Origin of the sequence: Kocuria dechangensis (assembly GCF_014636775.1) — a bacterium.
Taxonomy (GTDB): Bacteria; Actinomycetota; Actinomycetes; order Actinomycetales; family Micrococcaceae; genus Kocuria; species Kocuria dechangensis.
Map to the genome: position 1 here is coordinate 82,711 of NZ_BMEQ01000006.1, position 19,042 is coordinate 101,752.

A 19,042-nucleotide genomic window follows, 5' to 3' on the forward strand; every position below is an offset into this window, starting at 1 on the left:
TCGGGGAGGGGTGCGGTCGGGGCTCAGCGGCGTGCGGGACGGTCGTCGCGCTCGGCCAGCCGGGCCATCATCTCGTTGTACGCCTTGAGCTCGGCGTCGTCCGTGCGGTCCGCCGCGCGGTCCACGCGCCGGTTCTCCTTGCTGCCCTCGATCGCCCACATGACGGCGACGACGACGGCGACGACGACGGTCGGGAACTCGCCGATGCTCCACATGAGGGCGCCGCCGAACTGCTGGTCCTCGATCGCCGTGCGGCCCCAGTCGCGGCCCATGTTGCCGAACCAGGAGGCCTGGAGCAGGGTGTCGGAGCCCATGATCGCCACGCCCACGAAGGCGTGGTAGACCATCGTGGCCAGCAGCAGGATCAGGCGCATCATGTGGGTGGGCCGCCTGGGGATCGGGTCGATGCCGATGAGCACGAGCATGAACATGTAGCCCGTGAACAGGAAGTGCACGATCATGAGCACGTGCCCCACGTGGTAGTGCAGCGTGAAGTGGAACAGCGGGGTGAAGTAGAAGACCACGATCGAGGCCGCGAAGTTCACGGCGGCGAAGATCGGGTGCGTCACGATCCGGCCCCACGTGGAGTGGACGAGGCGCAGGAGCCACTCACGGGGCCCGCGGGTGCCGTCCTGGCGGGGCTCGAGGGCCTTGAGCAGCACGGTGACGGGGGCGCCGAGGACCAGGAAGATCGGCACGACCATGGTGAGCACCATGTGCTCGACCATGTGGGCGGAGAACAGGACGCGGCCGTAGACGGCGACGCCGCCCGAGGTGATCCAGAACAGGATCCCCAGGCCCGTCAGCCACGAGAGCGTGCGCAGCACGGACCAGGAGTCCCCGCGGCGGCGGACCCGCACGAACGCCCAGAGGTAGACGACCGCCAGGAACGCGCACACCGCGAGCCACAGCGGGTCCACGCGCCACATGGTGAACCACGACGCGGCGGTGGGCTCCGGTGGCAGCTCGTACCAGGTCAGGATCAGCGCCGGGGAGGCGTCCGGGGCGAGCTGCTCGGGCACGGGCGGGGCGGTGCGGGACAGGGCCACGGCGACGCCCATGACGGCGCCCATCACCAGCAGCTCGCCCAGCACGAGCTGCCACAGCGCCCGGCGCACCGTGAGCCGGCCGGCCTCGAGCGCGGGGACCAGCCACCGGCGGTGGGCGAGCCCGGCCAGGCCGAGGGCCAGCGTGAGCGCGGCCTTCACGAGCACCAGCCGGCCGTACGGGCTGACCAGCTGCTCCCAGGTGCCGATCCGCACCGCCGCGTTGAGCACGCCGGAGAGGAGCACCAGGAAGAAGCCGCCGAACGCCACGGCGGAGAAGCGGCGCAGCACCACGGCTGCGATGGGCACGCGGCGCCGGGCCCCGGCGCCGCGGCCGGCGCCCTCGGGCAGCGTCCCGGTGCCGGCGTCCCGCGCGCTCAGCAGCGGGGAGAGCCAGGCCAGCGCCGCGAGCCCGCCGGTCCACAGGCACACGCCCAGCAGGTGCAGGCCGAGGGAGTTCACGGCGCCCATGTGGTCGTCGCCGCCGGCGGCGTGCCCGGTGAGGGCCATGGCCACCAGCGCCGCGCAGGCCAGGGCGAAGGTGACCAGCAGCCCGAGCAGGGCGCGGACGCCGACCACGAGGGTCGTGACCACGGCGGCGACCACCACGACCGTGGCCTGCGCCTGGCCCGTGGGGATGTCCGTGGCGTAGTGCAGCAGCTGCTGGGTGTAGGTGTCGTCCCCGCCCACGGGCAGGCCCGCGACGTCGGAGTAGGACAGCACGAGGACCGCGACGGCGGCCACGGTCCACACCGCGGACGCCGCCGCGGCCAGGCGCAGCGTCGCGGTGAACAGCGGGTGCTCCGGCTCCTCGTCGTCGCCCCGCCCGCCGGAGGCGGTGCGGCGGCGGACCCCGCCCTGCGTCCTGGGGACCACGCCGAGGGCCAGGAGCAGGGCGCCCATGACCACCACGAGCGCGCAGTTGTGGACGACCTCGGCCACGGGCAGGCCCCAGCGCACCAGCGCCCCGGGGTCGGCGGCGAGCGGCGCCGCGCCGGACCCGGTGTAGAGCATGGCCACGACCAGGGCGGCCAGGGCCACCACGGGCACGGCGGCGAGCAGCCACGGATCGATGCCCCGGGCGCCGGGGCCGTCCGCGCCGGGGGCGGCACCCCGTGCGGGGCGCCGGTCCGTCCTCGTGATCATTCCGGTTCTCCTTCACCCGCCCTCGACGACGGGACGGCTCCGTCCATTGTCCCCCGCCGCGCAAATCGCCCGGACGCCCTGTGAGCAGGACCACGGGGCGCCCGGGCGGCGGTCACGTCCCGAACAGGACGTCGCCCACGAACCCGCCCTCCGCGCAGCCCGGGGGGACGGCGAAGACGGCCGAGCCGACGGGCACGGTCCACGTGTTGAGCATGTCCAGCTCGTCGAGCCGCCGCTGGATCGGCACGAACTGCCCGTCCACGTCCGACTGGAAGGACGCGAAGACCATCCCCGCGGAGCTGACCCCGCCTTCCGCCTCACCGCGGCGCGCGGTCCCGGAGGCGCCGGCCACCGGCTGGTCGTAGTTGTAGGCGCGCCGGTGGATCCTCTCCCGGGGGTCCTCCGAGCGGGAGCGGCGCACGTGCGCGTAGTCCGCGATGACGGGGAAGCCCAGGGGTCCCCTGGCCGCGAGGTCCGGCTCGTCGTGCTCCGCCGTCCCGGTCAGGGGCGCGCCGTCCCGGAGCCGCCGGCCCACGGCGTCCTCGCGGGCCGGGGTGTCGGCCTCGTCCCAGGTGTCCAGGTTCATGGCGATCCGCCGGACCACCAGGGCCGTGCCGTCCTCCGTCCAGGGCGCGAAGCCGTCCCGGCCGTAGACCGTCCGCTCGAACTCGTCGGTGCCGGCCCGGGCGTTGGCGGTGCCGTCCACCTGGCCGAAGAGGTTGCGCATGCTCTGCCCTTCGGGGACCGAGCCCACGGTGTGCCGGAAGCCGTCCTGCACCCAGCGCACGGCTGCGAAGGACCGGGCGTCCTTGAGGAGCATGCGCTGGGCGTGGGCGACGGTGAGGCGGTCGTCGGCGCAGATCTGCAGCAGGAGGTCGCCGTCGTTCCAGCGCTCCTCGAGCCGGTCGATCGAGAACGCGGGCAGGGGCCGCAGCCAGGCCGGCCGCCGCGCGGGGGCGACGAGCTCGAAGATCCGCGGGCCGAAGCCGAACGTGACCGTGAGCCGGGCGGGGTGCTCCGCGAGCCAGGGCTCCTGGTCCCCGATCGGCGCCCGGCCCTGGGTGAGGGCGGCGGCGTCGTCGGAGAGCACGCGCAGCATCCGGCGCACGGAGTCCCGGGTGGCCCCGGCGTGCAGGTCGAGCGCCACGAAGGCCGCGAAGGCCTGCGGGGCGGTGCCGACGCCGGCCTGGCGCGCGCCGTGGAAGGGCTCCGTGCGCTGCCCGTGCGCGACCGCCCCGGGTCCCTCCCCGACGGTCGGCCCGCCGAGGGCGCCGGCCCGGCGTGCGGACTCCAGTCCGACCGCGGAGGCGGCGCCGACGCCGGCGACGCCGCCCGCGACGAGCAGGCGACGCCGGCTGACCCGCGCGGACCTCTCACTCATGGCAGCTGGGCAGGTCGGCCCCGGCGGCAGGCATCGCTGTGGCCGTCGCCCCCGCGGCGTGGCCCTGCTCGGCGTGGCCCTGTTCCGTCCGGTTCTGCTGGCTGTCGCTCTGCTCGCCGTGGCTCTGTTCCGTCTGGTCCTGCCCCGCGTGGCCCTGCTCGGCGTGGCTCTGCTCACCCGCGTCCGGGCGGTACTCCTCCTGGGCGCCGGCGTAGTCCTTGATCACGGCCGTCCAGGCCTGCTCGGCCCCGTCCTCGAACCGGAGCGTCAGCTCGAGCTCGTCACCGGCGTAGAGACCGCACTGCAGGTCCAGGAGCATGATGTGGTCCGCCCCCGGCTCGAGCGCGTAGGACTCCCCCGGCCCGACGGTGATGGGCTCCTCCCGCTGCCGCATGACCGTGGCCCCGGTCTCCGGGTCCAGGACGGTCTCGTGCAGCTCCACGGAACCGGCGGCGTTCCCGGCGGCGGCTCCGGTGATCACGACGGGCTCGTCGCCGTCGTTGACCAGGGTCCCGAAGACCCCGGTCATGCCGCCGTCGGTGCGGGCCTTGACCCACGGCTGCTCGACGGTGAGGCGCTGCTCCCCGTCGGCCTCCGGGGCCGCGGAGGTCTCGGACGGCGCACCGGACGCCGCGGAGGTCTCGGACCGGCCGTCGGCCGGGGCTGCGGCCGGGGCTGCGCAGCCCGTCAGGGCGAGAGCACCCACCGTGAGGACGGCTGCGGTGCGGGGACGGACGCGCAGGGAGGAGCGCGGGGACGAGGACGGCGGGAGGGACCGGGAGAAGGGCAGGGAGAAGGGCAGGGTGGAGCGCATGGTGGTGTTCCTTCGGATCCGGAGCGGAGCAGGATGTGGGTTGCGCGCAGGTGCGCGGCGGGAGAGAAGCCGCGCAGGTGCGCGGCGAGAGAAGGGCGGCGCTCAGCCGTCGCGGCGACGGCGGCGCGAGGCCAGCACGACGGCCCCGAGCACGGCCAGGGAGGCGGCCCCGCCGCCGACGGCGACGACCCACAGGGGGACGCCGCCGGAGACCGGCGCGGAGGCGTCCTCGGCCTCGGCGGCCGGGGCCGCGCTGTCCTCCGCGGCACCGTCAGCGGCGCCCTCCGACGCGCTGTCCGACGCGCCGTTCCCGGCGGACGCACTGCCGGAGGCGCTCGCGGCCGGGGCCGCCGGGTCCTCGCCGGAGGCGCTCGCGGCCGGGGCCGCCGGGTCCTCGCCGGAGCCGTCGCCGACCTGGTAGCTGAACGTCCCCTCGACGGGGTGGCCGTCGCTGGAGACGACCCGCCACACGACGCGGTAGCTCTCGTCCCCCGCGCCGGTGGCGGTGAGGGGCTGGCGCACCGTCGTGCCGGCCTGCTCGAGCGGGCCGTCCGTCACGGACCGCCCCTCGGAGTCGGTGACGAGCACCTGGTGCCCGATGTCCATGATCTCCCCGGTGAAGGAGAGCTCCACCTCCTCGGGCGCGGTCTCCAGGACGGAGTCCGGCTCGGGGAGCACCGCGACGAGCTCGTCGTGCGCGGCGGCGGGGAGGACGGACAGGGCGGACAGGGCGGCGGCCGCCAGGAGGGCGGCGGTGGTGCGGGTGGTGCGCATGGGAGGAACTTCCTTCGTTGCCGTGCGGGGCGTGGGTCGACCGTCGGGACGGTTCCGCGGACCGGGAGCGGGCCGCGGGTGCGTGCGTCGGCCTCGCGCCCTGCCGGGTCCGGTCCGGCTCAGCCGGCGGGAAGGAGGGCGCGACCGGTCGGGAGGACCGGCAGGAGAGGACGACGGCGCCCGCGGGGCGGCCCGCGGTGGGAGCGCACCGGGCGCAGCAGGGACTGGTCGGTCAGCACGTGCGGGCGCCCCTCGGGCACGGCCCGGGGCCGCTCCGTCACGACCGGGAGAAAGAGGGCCTGCCAGACGTCGCGCACGCGCAGGCGCAGCGCGTCGAGCAGTGCCACGGCCGCGACCTCGCCGTGGCGCATGAGGGCGTAGCCGGCGACGGCCGCCAGGACGTGCAGGACCAGCATGGCGGGGCCGCCGTGGGCCGTGTGCGCCTCGGCCTCGAGTACGAGCACCGGACCGGCTGCGGGCGCCCCCGCGACCGCGTGGTGGGTGCCGTCGGCCACCGTGGTGACGGACCCGGACGCGGTGAACAGCGCGTGGAAGACGCCCTGGCTGAGCAGGACGCCGGCGAGCAGCGAGGAGCGGGAGAGCACCCGGCCGGCCAGGGCCACGCACAGCGGCCCGGACAGCGCCAGGGACAGGAGCACGAGCATGGGGGCCGGGGCCTGCCCGCCGGCGCCCACGTGGGAGGCCACGGCGAAGGAGGTGGCGATGACCGCCCCGGCCCAGCCGCGGGCGAGGCGCCGTGCGCGTGCGCTCACGCCTCCACCTCCCTCGGGTCCCCCGGCCGGTCGGCTCGGTGCTCCAATTATGCGTCGGCCGTCGGGCCACCGGCCAATCGTTGCGCGGCGGGGCCGCGCCGGGCGGGTCGCCGAGGCAGGGCACCCCGGGCGGCCGGCGGCCGGTGCCCGCCGCCCGTCACGGGGCGGGACGCAGGGGGCTGGGGTGCGCCAGGGCGGCGCAGGCGTGCGCCGCGGCCTCCCGGAGCAGGCGGGGGGCGTCGCCGACGAGTTCGGCGAGGGTCGCGGGCCCCCGGGCGATGGGGAACGCGGCGGTGAGCCCGGCGGCCCGGCACTGCGCGGCGTCGAGCTCCACGGACCCGGCAACGACGACGACGGCGCAGCCCGGCCGCGCGTGCCGCCGCACGGCGTCGACGACCTTGCCGCCGAGGGACTGCTCGTCCAGCCGGCCCTCGCCGGTGAGCACCACGTCCGCGCGGGCGAGGGCCGGGCCCAGCCCCACGGCGTCGCCCACGAGCTCGGCCCCCGGCACGGTCTCGGCGCCCAGCAGCGCCACGAGGGTCAGGGGCAGACCGCCGGCCGCGCCGAGGCCGGGCCGCTCCAGGTGCTCCGCGGGGTCCACGCCGGCGCGGGCCGCGAGGATCCGGGCCAGGTGCTCGAGGCCGGCGTCGAGGACGGCGACCTCCTCGGGGCCGGCGCCCTTCTGGGGACCGAACACGGCGGCGGCGCCGCGCGGCCCGCACAGGGGGTTGTCGACGTCGACGGCGATCCGCCAGGCGACCTCACGGGCGCGGGGGTGCAGCGCGCCGAGGTCCACCCCGGCGACGCCTGCCAGGCCCTGACCGCCCGGCGGGACGGGCGAGCCGTCCGGGGCGAGGAAGCGCGCGCCGAGCGCGCCCAGCAGACCCGTGCCGCCGTCGGTGCTGGCGGAGCCGCCGATGCACAGCAGGATCTCGTCGACGCCCTCGTCGAGCAGCCGCCGGGCGATCAGGCCCACGCCGTGGCTGTCGGCGCGCAGCGGCTGGAGGGGGACGTCGGAGACGTGCGGGAGGCCGTTGCCCTCGGCCGCCTCGACCACGCCGGTGCGCCCGTCGGCGGAGACGCCGTACCGGGCGGTGCGCGGGCGGCCGAGCGCGTCGCACACCTCCACCCGGCGGGGCTCCTGGCCCCACACGGCCAGCAGCGCGTCGAGGGTGCCCTCCCCGCCGTCGGCGAGGGGCAGCTCGAGGACCTCCGCGGCGTCGCCGAACACGTCGCGGGCCCCGCGGGCTAGGGCCCCCGCGGCCTCGGCGGCGCTGACGCTGCCCTTGAAGGAGTCGGGGGCGGCGACGATCACAGGGCGGGCGGGAGCGGACATGCCTGCCAGACTAGTGCGGCCGCAGGCGCAGCACCACGGGCGCGCCACCCCGCCGGAGAAGCCGGCGGCTCCCCCGGGCACGCCGAAGGGGCGGCCCCCAGTGCGGGGGCCGCCCCTTCGGCGAAGCCAGTGGAACGGTCCGGGACGGACCGGCAGGTGTCCCTACTTGTTGGACACGGCCGCCTTGAGCTTGGAACCAGCGGTCAGCTTGACGCCGTGGCCGGCCGGGATCTCGATGGACTCACCGGTCTGCGGGTTGCGGCCGGTGCGAGCGGCACGGTCGGTGCGCTCCACGGAGAGCCAGCCCGGGATGGTGATCTTCTCGCCGGCGGAGACGGACTCCTCGAAGACCTGGAACAGCGCGTCCAGGACGCCGTTGACGGCGGCGTTGGTGGTGCCGGCCTTCTCGGCGACCTCTGCGACGAGTTCACTGCGGTTCTTAGCCATGTTCATGTCCTCCTGGACTTGGGGTCGTGGGGAAGCACGGCACCGGGTGCCGGGCGCGCTCCTGCGTCAGAAATTACCAGCTGGACTTGGTGATGCCCGGGAGCTCACCGCGGTGCGCCATCTCGCGGAAGCGGACGCGGGAGATGCCGAACTTCTGGAAGGTGCCGCGGGGACGGCCGTCGATCTGGTCGCGGTTGCGCAGGCGCACCGGCGAGGCGTCGCGGGGAAGCTTCTGCAGGCCCAGACGGGCGGCCTCGCGGGCCTCGTCCGTGGCGTTCTCGTCCACGAGGGTCTTCTTCAGCTCCGCACGCTTGGCGGCGTAGCGCTCGACGATGACCTTGCGCTGCTCGTTCTTGGCGATCTTGGACTTCTTGGCCATGGATTCAGCGCTCCTCGCGGAAATCGACGTGCTTGCGGACGACCGGGTCGTACTTCTTGAGGACCATGCGGTCCGGGTCGTTGCGGCGGTTCTTGCGGGTCACGTAGGTGAAACCGGTGCCGGCGGTGGACTTCAGCTTGATGATGGGACGAACGTCCTTGTCCTTGGCCATGTCAGATCTTCTCCCCACGTGCGAGCAGGTCGGTGACGACCGCGTCGATGCCGCGCGCGTCGATGACCTTGATGCCCTTGGCGCTGAGGTTGAGCGTCACGTTGCGACGCAGCGAGGGCACCCAGTAGCGCTTCTTCTGGATGTTCGGGTCGAACCGGCGCTTGGTGCGGCGGTGCGAGTGCGAAATGCTGTGGCCAAAGCCCGGCTGAGCTCCGGTCACCTGGCAGTGCGCTGCCATAGTGTTCTCCTCCAATGTTGACGAAATGACGGCACGCAGTGGGAGCCGTGGATGATCCCTCACCCGCGGCCGAGCGTCCCGTCACCTGAGAAATGCCACCGTTCGCCAACCGGGCCCTCTCGTAAGGCCCGCACGGCCGGAACCGGCGAGGGCCTCGCCACGATGAAGACGGTGAGGATCAAGGTGCCGGAAGGTGGACTCCACCACACGACAGCCTTGAAGTCTAGGCCCGCGCGGGCCCTCCCGCAACTTGACGTCAGGCGTGACAAGCTTCGGACGAGTCTACCGGCTCACCGGGGCCCCGCAAACTCGGGGGGATCGTCCACCAGCCGCACCGGGGCCGGCTTGGACTCCGGCTCCTGGCCGAGCGGGTGGCGGCAGGCGATGGCGGTGTACGAGTGGTGCCGGCCGATCGGGACGATCAGCGGCGTGCGCGCGACGGGGTCCAGGACGATCCGTGCGCGCAGCCCGAAGACGTCGGCGAGGAAGCCCTCGGTGAGCACCTCCGCGGGCACGCCCTGGCGGACGACCCGCCCCTCCTTGAGGGCCACGAGGTGGTCGGCGTAGCGGGCCGCGAGGTTGAGGTCGTGCAGCACGAGCACCATGGTGGTGCCGGAGCGGCGGTTGAGGTCGGTGAGCAGGTCGAGCACCTCGACCTCGCCGGCGACGTCCAGGAAGGCGGTGGGCTCGTCCAGGAGCAGGACGTCGGTCTCCCCCGCCAGGGCCATCGCGATCCACGCCCGCCGGCGCGGCCCCCCGGAGAGGTCGTCCACGAGGCGCCCGGCGACCGGGGCCAGGCCGGTGAGCTCGAGCGCCCGGTGCACGGCCTCGTCGTCGCCGGGCCCGGGGCGGCCGAACAGCCCCTGGCGCCGCGGGGTGCGGCCGCGGTGGACGAGCTCGGCGACCGTCAGGCCGGTCTGCTCCGGGGCGTCCTGCGGCAGCAGCCCCATGACGGTGGCCACGTACTTCGACGAGCGGGAGTGGACGTCCTTGCCGTCGAGCAGGACCACCCCCGACGTCGGGCGCAGCATCCTGCCCAGGCCCCGCAGCAGGGTGGTCTTCCCGGACGCGTTGGCGCCCACGATGACCGTCACCCTCCCCTCGGGGATCTCCACGCTGACGTCCCGCAGGACGTGCTCGGCCCCGTAGGCGAGGCTCAGGTCGACGGCGCGCAGGGTCGTCACGCGACCACCCCCGGGGCGTCGGCCGGGGCGGGCCCGGCGGGGACGACGGGGCGCGGCGTCAGGGTCGTGTACCGCGGGTACCGCGGGGCGACCGCGTCCCCCGACGACGTTCCCCGCAGCCGCCGCCCGATCCAGGGCAGCAGGTACTCCCGGGCCCAGTACAGGTCCTCCTTGAGCACCCCCGGCGTGGCGGTGACGGGCAGCCGGTCGGCGGGCGGCAGCTCGAGCGCGTGCGGCACGCCCAGCAGCTCGAGCATCCGGGCGGCCACGAACGCGTGCCCCGCGGGGGACATGTGCAGCCGGTCCACCGCCCAGTAGCGCCAGTCCTGCAGCTCGCGCATGCGCCAGTAGTCGAGCACCAGGCACCCGTGCCGGTCGGCGATCTCCCGGACGTGCTCGTTGTAGAGCGCCTGCCGGGGCCGGGTCCAGGCCGTCGGCGCCTCCTGGCCGGGGTCGAAGGCGGTGAACAGCACCACCCGGGCCCCGGAGGACCGCAGCCGGGCCACGGCGCCCTCGTACACCCCCATGAGGGCGTCGACGTCCGCGCGGGGCCGCAGCATGTCGTTGCCGCCCGCGTACAGGCTCACGAGGGTCGGCTCGAGGGCCAGGCAGGCGTCGAGCTGCTCCTCGACGATCCCGCGCAGCAGCCGGCCGCGGACCGCCAGGTTGGCGTAGCCGGTGTCCGGGTGCGCCGCGGTGAGCTGCTCCGCCACGAGGTCGGCCCAGCCGCGCACGCCGTTGGGGCGGGCGGGGTCGGGGTCGCCCACGCCCTCCGTCATGGAGTCCCCCAGCGCCACCCAGCGCATGGGCTGCGACAGCGGCCGGCCGGCGGGGTCCGTCGTCGTGCCTCTGCTCGTCGTGGGGTCCGTCATGCGTTCCGCTCCGCCGCGCCGGCCAGGGGCGCGGTGCCGTCCGCGCGCCGGGGCTGCTCGGGCTCGCCCACCCGCTCGAACCGCGGGTGCGTGCCGAGCGCCTCGTTGACGGCCCGCACGAGGGCGTTCGCGCGCACGTTGTCCGGCAGGGCCTCGAGCAGGACGGGGTTGCCGTCGCCGTCGGCCAGGGGGATCCGCCAGTTGGGGTACTCGTCGCCGGTGCCCGGCTGGTTCTGCATCCGCCGCTCGCCGACCGCGTCGACGAGCGAGACGTTGAGCAGCAGGGCGGGGGCCTGCGCGAGGTAGCGGTACAGGGCCAGGACCCGGCCCTGCTCGTCCGTGGCCTCCCCCTCGGGGAGCAGGCCCCGGGCAGCGACCGCGGCGAAGAACGTGTCCAGCTGGCGGCGCGCCTCGGCGCGCTCCTCCTCGACGGGGCGGGCCAGCAGCCCGAGCCCCTCGCGGACGTCCACCTGCACGCCCTGGAGGAACCCCGCCGTGGGCGGGAAGTCGTGGGTGTTGACGGAGGCCATGCTCAGCTCCCGGTACCGGGAGGGGTCGAGGGGCTGGTCCCCGTCGACCTCGAACCACAGGATCGACGTGCCGAGCACGCCGCGCTCGGCGAGGTGCTCGCGGACCCAGGGCTCGAGGGTGCCGAGGTCCTCCCCGATCACGACGGCCCCGGCGAGCTCGGCCTCGAGCGCCAGGATGCCGACCATCGCCTCGTGGTCGTAGTAGACGTAGGCGCCGTCGGCGGCCTCCTGCCCGTCCGGGATCCACCAGAGACGGTACAGGCCCAGGATGTGGTCCACGCGGATGCCGCCGGCATGCCGGAAGATCGTGCGCAGCATGTCCCGCCACGGCAGGTACCCGGCCTCGGCGAGGCGCCCGGGGTGCCAGGGAGGCTGGGACCAGTTCTGGCCCTTCTGGTTGTACATGTCCGCGGGCGCGCCCACGCTGACCCCCGGGGCCAGGACGTCCTGGAGGGTCCAGGCGTCGGCGCCCTGCTTGTGCACGCCCACGGCGAGGTCGTGGATCACCCCGATGTCCATGCCCGCCAGGTGCGCGGCGCGCTGGGCCGCCTCGAGCTGCTCGTCGAGCAGCCACTGCATCCAGACGTAGAAGTCGATGCGGCGGGCCAGGCGGGTGCGGGCCTCCGCGGCGTACGGGGAGTCCGGGGTCGCGGCGGCGTCGGCCCACTCGGGGGCGTCCTCCCCCAGCTCCTCCCGCAGGGCGCACCACAGCCCGAAGTCCTGGAGGCCCTGCCCGCCCTCGGCCACGAACCGGCGCAGCTGCTGCTGGCGGTGCGGGGAGCGGCGGACCGTGAACAGCAGCTCCAGGCTCTTGAGCTTCGCCGCGTACGCCGTGTCCCGGTCGATGGAGGAGGTGTCCAGGTTTGCCCGGCGCTGGATGGCGGCCAGGGTGTTGACGACCTCGAGGTCGCCCGGCCGCAGGTACGCGTACTCGGGGACCTCGGCGATGCGCAGGTAGAGGGGGTTGAAGAAGCGGCGGCTGGTGGGCAGGTACGGCGAGGGCTCCACGGGCGGGACGGGCTCGGCGGCGTGCAGCGGGTTGACCAGCAGGTAGTCCGCCCCCTGCTCGCCCGAGATCGCGGCGAGGCTCGCGAGGTCGGACGCGTCGCCCACGCCCCACGAGCGCCCGGAGGTCACGGAGTAGATCTGGGCCATGTAGCCCCAGCGGCGCCTCCCGCGCAGCCGGTCCGTGGTGGACAGCCGGGCGGGGGTGACCGCCAGGGGCGCGGCGACGGGGAGGCCGCCGTCCACGTCCGGGCACTCGGCCCGAAGCTCGTACCAGCCCACGGCCAGGGGCTCGGGCACCTCGAAGACCACCTGTCCGGTGAGGACGCCGTCGACGTCCCGCGGGGGGAGCGGCTCCTCGACCTGGCGTGCCGGGGTCGGCGTGCCGTCCTCCGCCACGACCGTCACCCGCACGGGAGAGCCGTGCGGGACGTGGACCGGGAAGCGGGTGCGCGCGCCCTCGACCGCCACCACGACCGGCGGGAGCGTCCGCCGCCACGGGGCCAGGTCCCGCTCGGCGAGGGACGTCTCGATCGCGGCGTCGTCGGAGACGTCGGCGCCGAGGGCGGTGAGCACGGCGCGCAGGGTCTTCTCCGCGACCTCCCGCTCCTGCCCGTCGAACCCGGAGTAGGTGGTGGAGACCCGGTGGGCCTCGGCGAGCCGGCGCAGCGCGGCGGGAGTGGTGGTGTCGGCCATGGCCTCCACTCTAGCCAGACCCCGCCGCGGTGCGCAGTGGGCTGACGGACGCGCGCCGCCGCCCGCTACGCGAGCGTCCCGGCGACGTCGATGACGAAGCGGTACCGGACGTCGGAGGCGACCACGCGGTCGTACGCGGCGTCGACGTCGTCGGCGCCGATCAGCTCGATCTCGGACTCCACGCCGTGCTCCGCGCAGAAGTCGAGCATCTCCTGGTGCTCGGGCAGCCCGCCCACCATCGACCCGGTGAGGACCCGCTGCGGGGCGATCAGGGCGCCGGGGCGCACGCTGTACGGCTCGGTGGGCAGTCCCACGGAGCACAGCACGCCGTTGATCCGCAGCAGGGAGAGGTAGCGCTCGATCGGCAGGTCGGCGGAGACGGTGTTGAGGATGAGGTCGAAGCGGCCCTTGTTGCGCGCGAACGTCTCGTCGTCCTTGGTCGCGAAGTAGTCGACGGCCCCGAACGCCAGGCCGTCCTCCTGCTTGGACAGGCTCTGGCTCAGGACGGTGACCTCGGCGCCCATGGCGGCGGCGATCTTCACCGCGACGTGCCCGAGCCCGCCCATGCCCAGGACGGCGACGCGCCGGCCGGGCCCCACGCCCCAGCGCTTGAACGGGGCGTAGGTCGTGATCCCGGCGCACAGCAGGGGCGCGGCCTTCGCGGGGTCCAGGGCCTCGGGGACGCGCAGGACGAAGCGCTCGTCGACGACGACGGCCCCGCTGTAGCCGCCCCTGGTGGGGGTGCCGTCGGCCTGGGGGGTGTTGTAGGTGGCGGTCACGCCCTCGATGCAGAACTGCTCCTGGCCGTCGGCGCAGTACTCGCAGCGGCCGCAGGAGTCGACGAAGCAGCCGACGCCCACCGTGTCGCCCGGGGCGAAGCCGGTCACGGCCTCCCCGACGGCGCTGACGCGGCCGACGATCTCGTGCCCCGGGGTGACGGGGTAGTGCGTGCCGCCCCACTCGTTGCGGGCGGTGTGGATGTCGGAGTGGCAGATCCCGGCGTACTGGATCTCGATCGCGACGTCCTGGGGGCCGACCGGGCGGCGCTCGATCGTGGTGCGGCGGAAGCCGGAGTCGGCGGAGGTGGCCTCGAGGGCGGGAACGGTGGTCATGCGGTGCTCCTGTCGTGCATCGGGGTGGTGCAGGGGGACGGTGCGGGAGGTGCCGGCCGGCCGGTGCGGGGTGTTCACCAGGCCTGGGCCACGAGCTCCAGGGAGCGGGCTCGCACCTCCGGGTCGTGAGCATAGCTGTTGAGCATCAGCTCGTCGGCGCGGGTGATCTCCACGATCTGGTCGAGGTCCGCCACCACGCGCTCGGGCGTGCCGACCGCCGAGACGGCGAGGTGCTGCTCCACCATGGCCGCCTCGGGCGCGGTGAGCTCGACCCGGTCGACGGGGGGCTGCAGGGGGCCGCGGTCGTTGCGGGCGATGCCCCGCACGAGCTGCTGGTGGGTCGTGAACTGGCGGCGGGCCTCCTCGTCCGTGTCGGCGGCCAGGACGTTGGCGGCCACGACCACGTAGGGGCGCTCGACGGTGGCGGTCGGGGCGCCGGCGTCGAAGCGCTGCCGGTACAGGGCGATGGCGTCCATGATCATGGCGGGGGCGAAGTGCGACGCGAACGCGTAGGGCAGCCCGAGCCGGGCGGCGACCTCCGCCCCGCCGGTGGAGGACCCGAGGATCCACAGCGGGACGTCGGTGTCCCGGGCCACCGGCGCCCGCACGGCCTCCTGCTCCTGGCCGCCGAACAGCCGCACCAGCCGGCGGACGTCCGCCTCGAAGGTGTCGTGGCCGGCGTGACCGCGGCGCAGCTCCATCGCGGTGCGCATGTCGGTGCCCGGGGCGCGGCCCAGGCCGAGGTCCACCCGCCCCGGGTACAGGTTGGCGAGCGTGCCGAAGGCCTCGGCCACCGTCAGCGGCACGTGGTTGGGCAGCATGATCCCGCCGGAGCCCACCCGGATCCGCTCGGTCGCGGCGAGCGCCTGGCCGATGAGCACGGCCGTCGCCGAGGACGCGAACGCCTCGGTGTTGTGGTGCTCGGCGTACCAGAGGCGCCGGTAGCCCGCGGCGTCCAGCCGGCGGGCCAGCTCCACCGCCTCCCGGAGGGCGTCGGTGACGGAGCGCCCCGCGGACAGGGGCACCAGGTCGAGGGCGGACAGCGGGACGCGGGCGGGGGTCGGTGCTGGCAAGGGGAGCTTCTTCCGTGTCGGTGTCGGTGTCGGTGTCGGTGTCGGTGTCGGTGTCGGTATCAGTGTCGGTGTCGGGGTCGTCGTGGCCGGCGGTGGCGAGGTCCGTGCCGTCGTGGCCGGAGGGGTCGTCCGGTGGCGGCAACACCGTCCGCGGGGTGCGTTATTCCGCCCACACCCCGCCCGCCGCGCTCCCCGGGTGGGGCACGATGGGACCATGACGACTTTCCAGGCCCTGCCGCCCTCCCCCACGGACGCCTTCCCCGACCTCCTCGCGCCGGCCCAGGACTGGGCGCCGTCGTGCGTGGTCTTCGACTGCGACGGCATCCTGATGGACACCGAGGCCAACTGGACGGAGGTCCAGCGCGTCGTCTCCGAGCGCAACGGCCTCGTCTACACGGACGAGATGCAGCGGCGGATGATGGGCTGGTCGGCCGCGGACGTGGCGGACGCGATCGCGCGGGCCGCCGGCGCGGACCGCGCCGCGGTGCTCGCCGACGTGCTGCGCACGGAGGCGGAGCTCCTGGCCGGGCGGCTGGTGCCCATCGAGGGGGCCCTCGACACCGTGCGCGCGTTCGCGGAGCGGGTCCCGGTGGCCGTGGCCAGCAACTCCACCCGCACCATCCTCGGGGTCAAGCTCGAGTCGGCCGGCTTCGCGCCGCTCCTGACCACCTGGGTCTCCTCCGACGACGTCGCCCGCGGCAAGCCCGCCCCGGACATCTACGCCGAGGCGGTGCGGCGGCTGGGCTTCGCCCCGGCCGAGGCGCTCGCCGTGGAGGACTCCGCGGCGGGGGCCACGGCGGCGCTGGCCGCGGGCCTCGTGGTCGCCGCCGTGCCGTCCGCGCCGGACGGGGACCCGGTGCCGGGGCACCTGCGGGTGGCGTCGCTGACCGACCCGGCGTTCCGGGGGCTCATGGCCCGCTGGCTGGGCTGAGCACAACGCCGCCCGGCCCGCGGGAGCGGGCCGGGCGGCGTTGTGCGGGCAGGCCGGGGGTCAGCGGTTCCAGAGCCCGTACGTCTGGGCCAGCTCCGAGACCTTGCGGGCCCGGGCGAGGCGCGGGAGGTAGCTGCCGTCACCGACCGTGTGGCCGGAGTCGTGCTCCTCGATGAGCTCGCGGGCCCACCGGATCTCCTGCTCGCTCGGGGCGAGGTTGCGGTTGATCCCGTCCGTCTGGTCCGGGTCCAGGCACAGCTTGCCGGTCATGCCCATGGAGTGGGTGACCTCGCACGCCGCGGCGAGCTCCTCGCCGGTCGCCCCCAGCGTGGGGCCGTCGATGGGACCGGGCAGCTCCCCGACCCGGGAGGCCACCACGAGCGTCGAGCGCGCGAAGGCCAGGGCCAGGGGGTCCGCGCTGGCGCCGGTGTCCCGGCGGAAGTCGCCCACGCCGAAGGCGAGGCGGAACACGCCCGGGGCCCGCGCGATGTCGTAGGCGTTCATGATGCCCACGGCCGACTCGATGAGCGCGACCACCGGCGTGCCGGCGGGGGCCATCATGGCCGTCTTGGTGATGTGGTCGGGGTGCTCGGTCTTGGCGAGCACGATCCCGCGCAGGTGGCCGCACCGGCTCAGCTCCGCGAGGTCCTTCTCCCAGTAGGGGGTCGTGATGTCGTTGATCCGCACCCAGGCGCTCGCCCCGGCGTTGAAGGCGTCGACCACGTTCTGCCGGGCCTCGTCCTTGCCCTCGGCCGGGACCGCGTCCTCGATGTCGAGCACCACGGAGTCCGCCTCCGAGGCGAGGGCCCGGGGGAAGAGCGAGGGGTCCGCGGCCGAGGTGAGCAGCCACGAGCGGGAGAGACGGGCGGGCAGCGCGGCGGCGCGCTGGTTGCGGTAGGGGGCCACGAGGGTCCTTTCCAGGGGGCGGCGGGCAGGGAAGGCCCCGGGGTGCACGTCGTCGTGGGCGGGCCTGCCCGGGGCGCTCAAGCTGACCATTCTAGGGGCGTCGCCGCCTCCCGGGAAACCGTCGCCCCGGACGGGGTCAGGCGGGCAGCGGCGTGTGGGCGGGGTCGACGCGCTCGCCGGGCCGGACGGGACCGGGGGCCGTGCCGTCGCCGAAGGGGGAGCCGCCCAGCGCCTCCCGGCCGTGCGGGGACAGCCAGTTCTCCAGGGCGGGCCCCACCGGCACGATCTGCGAGGGGTTGATGTCCTCGTGGACCACGTAGTAGTGCTCCTTGATCTGCTGGAAGTCCACGGTGTCCCCGAAGCCGGGGGTCTGGAAGAGGTCCCGGGCATAGGCCCACAGGTTCGGCAGCTCCGTGAGCTTGTGGCGGGAGCACTTGAAGTGGGAGTGGTAGACCGGGTCGAAGCGCACCAGGGTGGTGAACAGCCGGACGTCGGCCTCCGTGATGTGCTCGCCCATCAGGTACCGGCGGCCGGCGAGGCGCTCCTCCAGCCAGTCCATGGCGGCCCACAGCCGGTCGTAGGCCTTCTCGTAGGCCGCCTGGGAGCCGGCGAACCCGCAGCGGTAGACGCCGTTGTTGACCTCGGTGTAGACGCGCCGCATGACCTCGCGCATCTCGTCCTCGAGCTCGGCCGGCCAGAGGTCCGGGGCGCCCTCGCGGTGGAACGCGGTCCACTCCTTGGCGAAGTCCTCGGTGATCTGCGGGAAGTCGTTCGTGACCACCTGCCCGCTGCCGATCTCGACGACCGCGGGGACGGTGATGCCGCGCGGGTACCCGGGGAAGCGGGCGAAGTACGCCTGCTGGAGCCGCTCGATCCCCAGCACGGGGTCCTTGCCGTCGGGGTCGAGGTCGAAGGTCCACGACCGGGCGTCGTGGACCGGGCCGGGCAGTCCCACCGAGATCGCGTCCTCCAGCCCGAGCAGGCGGCGGACGATGAGGGTGCGGTTCGCCCACGGGCAGGCCCGGGCGGCCACGAGCCGGTAGCGGCCCTCGGCCACGGGCCAGGCCCGCGCGCCCTCGGAGACCCCGGCGCGGTCCGGGTCGCGGACGATCCGGTCCTCGATGTACGTGGTGTCGCGGGTGAACTCCTCCCCCGCGTGCACGTAGGCGCCGGCGGTGCTGTACTCGGAGTGCTGGGTGCTGCGCTGGGACACGATGGGCTCCTGGGGCGCGCGACGGGCTGGTGCGCCGCGCACGGGTGGACGACGGTGCGGCCCGCGGACCGGGCCCTCAGTTTTTGATGATACGTCAATCATCCCGAGCGCACCAGGCCCCGCCGTCGGGGGCGAGGTCTACAGTGGAGTCGTCCAGCACCCCGTCGAGATCCGGAACCGCCATGACCGCCCCCGACCCCGAGCCCGAGTTCGGCCAGCGCCTCCCGCCCGAGCGGAGCACAGGCCGCACCCCGCCCCCTGCCGCGCCGCGCGTCCCCGTGTCCCCGCGCGCCGCGCGCCGGATGGCGCGCGGGATCTCCTTCACCCTGGTGATGCTGGGCCTGCTGCTGGCCATGGGCCTCACCGCCGTGGACCTGGACCGGGGCTGGGCCGCAGGGATCCCGCCGGTCCTGCTCGGCGTCGCCGGCTTCGTCGCCGTCCAGGCCCAGCTGCACCCGGCCCTGCGCGACCCGTCGGCCGCGCCGCTGCACCACCGCTCCAAGCTCTGGCTCGTCCCCACCGCGCTGCTGCTCCTGGGGGTCGCCTCCGTGGGCGGGGCGCTCGCCGTGGCGCCGGCGCTCGAGGGGACCGGCAGGGCGGACCAGGTCGCCGAGTGGGTGAGCGTGCTGGTGGTCTCGGGCATGACACTGGTGGTCGCCTCGGCCCTCGGCTTCGGGCTCGTGGCGATGGCCGCCCTCACGCCGCGCGACGACGACGACTCACCCCTGCGCCCCACCGGCTACGCGGCGCAGCTCCGGCACGGCCGCTCCCCGCGGGGGTACTACGACTCCGAGTGGATCCGCCGGCCCGCGCACTACGGCAGGGAGGACCGCGGGGCGGGGGGCGCCGACCACGAGACCCCCGGGGGCGGGGATCCGGACAGCAGGGACCAGGACAGAGGGGGCCCGGACAGCAGGGACCAGAACAGAGGGGGCCCGGACAGCAGGGACCAGAACAGAGGGGACGAGGGGAACAGGAACCCCGGAAGCAGGGACTCCGCCGCGTGACGACCCC

At 74.9% G+C, this 19,042-nt stretch carries 19 protein-coding genes; 2 read left to right on the forward strand and 17 right to left on the reverse strand.

Annotation, left to right across the window (positions count from 1 at the left end):
* Positions 1–23: 23 nt before the first annotated feature.
* From IEW07_RS07785 to IEW07_RS07855, 15 genes are all read right to left on the reverse strand, one after another.
* A complete protein-coding gene (locus tag IEW07_RS07785; protein WP_188535936.1) occupies positions 24–2,192 on the reverse strand; it encodes a bifunctional copper resistance protein CopD/cytochrome c oxidase assembly protein in 2,169 nt (722 codons plus the stop codon).
* A gap of 112 nt (positions 2,193–2,304) precedes the next feature.
* On the reverse strand, positions 2,305–3,573 hold the full coding sequence (locus IEW07_RS07790) for a Dyp-type peroxidase (RefSeq protein WP_188535938.1): 1,269 nt from the start codon (positions 3,571–3,573) through the stop codon (positions 2,305–2,307).
* Positions 3,566–4,387 carry a copper chaperone PCu(A)C gene (locus IEW07_RS07795; protein WP_188535940.1) on the reverse strand — a complete coding sequence of 274 codons (822 nt, stop codon included), beginning with the start codon at positions 4,385–4,387 and terminating at the stop codon, positions 3,566–3,568. Before IEW07_RS07795 ends, IEW07_RS07790 begins: the two co-directional genes overlap by 8 nt.
* A 102-nt stretch (positions 4,388–4,489) precedes the next feature.
* On the reverse strand, positions 4,490–5,161 hold the full coding sequence (locus IEW07_RS07800) for a copper resistance CopC family protein (RefSeq protein ID WP_188535942.1): 672 nt from the start codon (positions 5,159–5,161) through the stop codon (positions 4,490–4,492).
* A 119-nt stretch (positions 5,162–5,280) separates the two neighbouring features.
* Positions 5,281–5,934 carry a hypothetical protein gene (locus IEW07_RS07805; RefSeq protein WP_188535944.1) on the reverse strand — a complete coding sequence of 218 codons (654 nt, stop codon included), beginning with the start codon at positions 5,932–5,934 and terminating at the stop codon, positions 5,281–5,283.
* 157 nt (positions 5,935–6,091) lie between these two features.
* A complete protein-coding gene (locus tag IEW07_RS07810) occupies positions 6,092–7,270 on the reverse strand; it encodes a glycerate kinase (protein ID WP_188535946.1) in 1,179 nt (392 codons plus the stop codon).
* Positions 7,271–7,432: 162 nt separating this feature from the next.
* On the reverse strand, positions 7,433–7,717 hold the full coding sequence (locus tag IEW07_RS07815; RefSeq protein WP_188535948.1) for an HU family DNA-binding protein: 285 nt from the start codon (positions 7,715–7,717) through the stop codon (positions 7,433–7,435).
* Positions 7,718–7,790: 73 nt separating this feature from the next.
* On the reverse strand, positions 7,791–8,096 hold the full coding sequence (gene rpsN / locus IEW07_RS07820) for a 30S ribosomal protein S14 (RefSeq protein WP_188535950.1): 306 nt from the start codon (positions 8,094–8,096) through the stop codon (positions 7,791–7,793).
* Positions 8,097–8,100: 4 nt separating this feature from the next.
* Entirely contained in the window at positions 8,101–8,268 is a 168-nt protein-coding gene (gene rpmG, locus IEW07_RS07825) for a 50S ribosomal protein L33 (protein ID WP_017832642.1), read from the reverse strand.
* 1 nt (position 8,269) lies between these two features.
* On the reverse strand, positions 8,270–8,506 hold the full coding sequence (gene rpmB, locus IEW07_RS07830; protein WP_188535952.1) for a 50S ribosomal protein L28: 237 nt from the start codon (positions 8,504–8,506) through the stop codon (positions 8,270–8,272).
* Positions 8,507–8,796: 290 nt separating this feature from the next.
* Positions 8,797–9,690: an ABC transporter ATP-binding protein gene (locus IEW07_RS07835; protein WP_188535954.1), complete on the reverse strand. Its 894-nt coding sequence runs from the start codon at positions 9,688–9,690 to the stop codon at positions 8,797–8,799.
* A complete protein-coding gene (locus IEW07_RS07840; RefSeq protein WP_188535955.1) occupies positions 9,687–10,562 on the reverse strand; it encodes an SGNH/GDSL hydrolase family protein in 876 nt (291 codons plus the stop codon). The genes IEW07_RS07835 and IEW07_RS07840 overlap by 4 nt, the downstream gene beginning before the upstream one ends.
* Complete coding sequence (gene malQ / locus IEW07_RS07845; protein ID WP_188535957.1) at positions 10,559–12,793, reverse strand: 4-alpha-glucanotransferase; 2,235 nt, start codon at positions 12,791–12,793, stop codon at positions 10,559–10,561. Before malQ ends, IEW07_RS07840 begins: the two co-directional genes overlap by 4 nt.
* Positions 12,794–12,858: 65 nt before the next feature.
* Positions 12,859–13,905, reverse strand: a complete 1,047-nt coding sequence (locus IEW07_RS07850) for an NAD(P)-dependent alcohol dehydrogenase (RefSeq protein WP_188535959.1) — start codon at positions 13,903–13,905, stop codon at positions 12,859–12,861.
* 74 nt (positions 13,906–13,979) lie between these two features.
* A complete protein-coding gene (locus IEW07_RS07855; RefSeq protein WP_188535961.1) occupies positions 13,980–14,978 on the reverse strand; it encodes an LLM class flavin-dependent oxidoreductase in 999 nt (332 codons plus the stop codon).
* Positions 14,979–15,192: 214 nt separating this feature from the next.
* Between IEW07_RS07855 and IEW07_RS07860 the strand changes: the two genes are divergently transcribed.
* Positions 15,193–15,909, forward strand: coding sequence for an HAD family hydrolase (locus IEW07_RS07860; RefSeq protein WP_188535963.1), 717 nt, complete (start codon positions 15,193–15,195; stop codon positions 15,907–15,909).
* Between the two features lie 60 nt (positions 15,910–15,969).
* On the opposite strand, the gene IEW07_RS07865 is transcribed toward IEW07_RS07860, so the two are convergent.
* Together IEW07_RS07865 and IEW07_RS07870 are read right to left on the reverse strand one after the other, a co-directional pair.
* Entirely contained in the window at positions 15,970–16,815 is an 846-nt protein-coding gene (locus IEW07_RS07865; protein WP_188536158.1) for an HpcH/HpaI aldolase/citrate lyase family protein, read from the reverse strand.
* 136 nt (positions 16,816–16,951) lie between these two features.
* Entirely contained in the window at positions 16,952–18,028 is a 1,077-nt protein-coding gene (locus tag IEW07_RS07870; protein ID WP_229741645.1) for a glutathione S-transferase family protein, read from the reverse strand.
* A 182-nt stretch (positions 18,029–18,210) separates the two neighbouring features.
* Here IEW07_RS07870 and IEW07_RS07875 point away from each other — a divergent pair, with 182 nt between their 5' ends.
* On the forward strand, positions 18,211–19,035 hold the full coding sequence (locus tag IEW07_RS07875; protein ID WP_188535967.1) for a hypothetical protein: 825 nt from the start codon (positions 18,211–18,213) through the stop codon (positions 19,033–19,035).
* Positions 19,036–19,042: the final 7 nt, after the last annotated feature.

Coding starts and splice junctions, on each gene's coding strand:
- IEW07_RS07785 (WP_188535936.1), bottom strand. CDS start 2,192: ATGATCACGAGGACGGACCGGCGCCCCGCACGGGGTGCCGCCCCCGGC.
- IEW07_RS07790 (WP_188535938.1), bottom strand. CDS start 3,573: ATGAGTGAGAGGTCCGCGCGGGTCAGCCGGCGTCGCCTGCTCGTCGCG.
- IEW07_RS07795 (WP_188535940.1), bottom strand. CDS start 4,387: ATGCGCTCCACCCTGCCCTTCTCCCTGCCCTTCTCCCGGTCCCTCCCG.
- IEW07_RS07800 (WP_188535942.1), bottom strand. CDS start 5,161: ATGCGCACCACCCGCACCACCGCCGCCCTCCTGGCGGCCGCCGCCCTG.
- IEW07_RS07810 (WP_188535946.1), bottom strand. CDS start 7,270: ATGTCCGCTCCCGCCCGCCCTGTGATCGTCGCCGCCCCCGACTCCTTC.
- IEW07_RS07815 (WP_188535948.1), bottom strand. CDS start 7,717: ATGGCTAAGAACCGCAGTGAACTCGTCGCAGAGGTCGCCGAGAAGGCC.
- rpsN (WP_188535950.1), bottom strand. CDS start 8,096: ATGGCCAAGAAGTCCAAGATCGCCAAGAACGAGCAGCGCAAGGTCATC.
- rpmG (WP_017832642.1), bottom strand. CDS start 8,268: ATGGCCAAGGACAAGGACGTTCGTCCCATCATCAAGCTGAAGTCCACC.
- rpmB (WP_188535952.1), bottom strand. CDS start 8,506: ATGGCAGCGCACTGCCAGGTGACCGGAGCTCAGCCGGGCTTTGGCCAC.
- IEW07_RS07840 (WP_188535955.1), bottom strand. CDS start 10,562: ATGACGGACCCCACGACGAGCAGAGGCACGACGACGGACCCCGCCGGC.
- malQ (WP_188535957.1), bottom strand. CDS start 12,793: ATGGCCGACACCACCACTCCCGCCGCGCTGCGCCGGCTCGCCGAGGCC.
- IEW07_RS07850 (WP_188535959.1), bottom strand. CDS start 13,905: ATGACCACCGTTCCCGCCCTCGAGGCCACCTCCGCCGACTCCGGCTTC.
- IEW07_RS07860 (WP_188535963.1), top strand. CDS start 15,193: ATGACGACTTTCCAGGCCCTGCCGCCCTCCCCCACGGACGCCTTCCCC.
- IEW07_RS07875 (WP_188535967.1), top strand. CDS start 18,211: ATGACCGCCCCCGACCCCGAGCCCGAGTTCGGCCAGCGCCTCCCGCCC.